This is a genomic window from Myroides injenensis M09-0166, assembly GCF_000246945.1.
Taxonomy (GTDB): domain Bacteria; phylum Bacteroidota; class Bacteroidia; order Flavobacteriales; family Flavobacteriaceae; genus Flavobacterium; species Flavobacterium injenense.
Genome location: NZ_BAEX01000171.1, coordinates 1 through 1,036, shown reverse-complemented (window position 1 = coordinate 1,036; position 1,036 = coordinate 1). Strand labels below are relative to the sequence as shown.

General features: G+C 33.4%; 1 pseudogene. It reads right to left on the bottom strand.

The features are described from left to right. Window positions 1-1,036, bottom strand: a pseudogene (locus RH98_RS15800) (hypothetical protein); the annotation flags it as partial.

Here is a 1,036-nt window from a genome sequence, read left to right as displayed (position 1 = left end):
ATATAATGCTTATTACCAGCTGCATCAATTGAATACAATACATCTCCTTTACTTAAATCATTTGGATCCATTGGACCGTAGTAAACGTTACCGTATGTTTTTGCTTTTTCACCTGGAGTTACTGGCGTTACAGGTTTTTCTCCTCCTCCTGGAATAGTAGTACCTCCGTCACCATCACCTCCTGGATTATTAACAATACTTATAATTTTTTCTTTTATCGCTGGATTAGTTATTGAAGTTAACACATCCGAAGTAACGTCGATATAATATGGTGCGTTCTTATCTTCTCCAAAATATGTGTAATAAATTTTACCTTTCGCACTAAGGTCTGTAGGTTTAGTTGTTGGTCTAGCAACTGCTGCATTTTCACCATCACCAATACTCTTTTCTAAGTAAGTCTTTGTCTCTAAATTATTTATATCAAACGCAGTTTTAGAATCACCTGTACCAACTTCCAAAATCCATTCAGGGTTCTCTGTAGTACCTTTATTAACAATAGTTACTGCTCCTTCAATATTGTTAATAATTTTAGTTATTTCCTCTTTGTTGTTTTCTATAATTCTTTCAAACTCCTTACTTACTACACCTAAAACTTTAATTTCTTCACCATACTCTACTGTAATTTTACTCTCAACTTCAGTTTTTTTAGTGTCAGTATCATCAATGAATTTCTGAATAGCTGCTTCATTAAAGTAATAAAGTGCTGTTTCATTTTTAGGGGAAGCCTCTGAACCTTTATTAACTGTAAATTCCTTAATAAAAGTATTTGTTTCTTGACCTCTAATTAAATCAGCTACATCAATTGGTGATTCTATCGGTTTTCCATCTGATCCTTTAACAATAGTTACTATTGTACCAGGCGCTCCATCTTTTCCAGGTTTGTAAATTACAGTGCTACCTCCTGTACCTTCTGAACCTTTACCATTTTCAACCTCAATAGTAGTAATACGATCAAGTATTGAATCTGTTAATGTAGAAGAAACTATTTTTTCCCACTTAGTACCATCCCAGAAATAAAATCCTTCAACCAAACCTT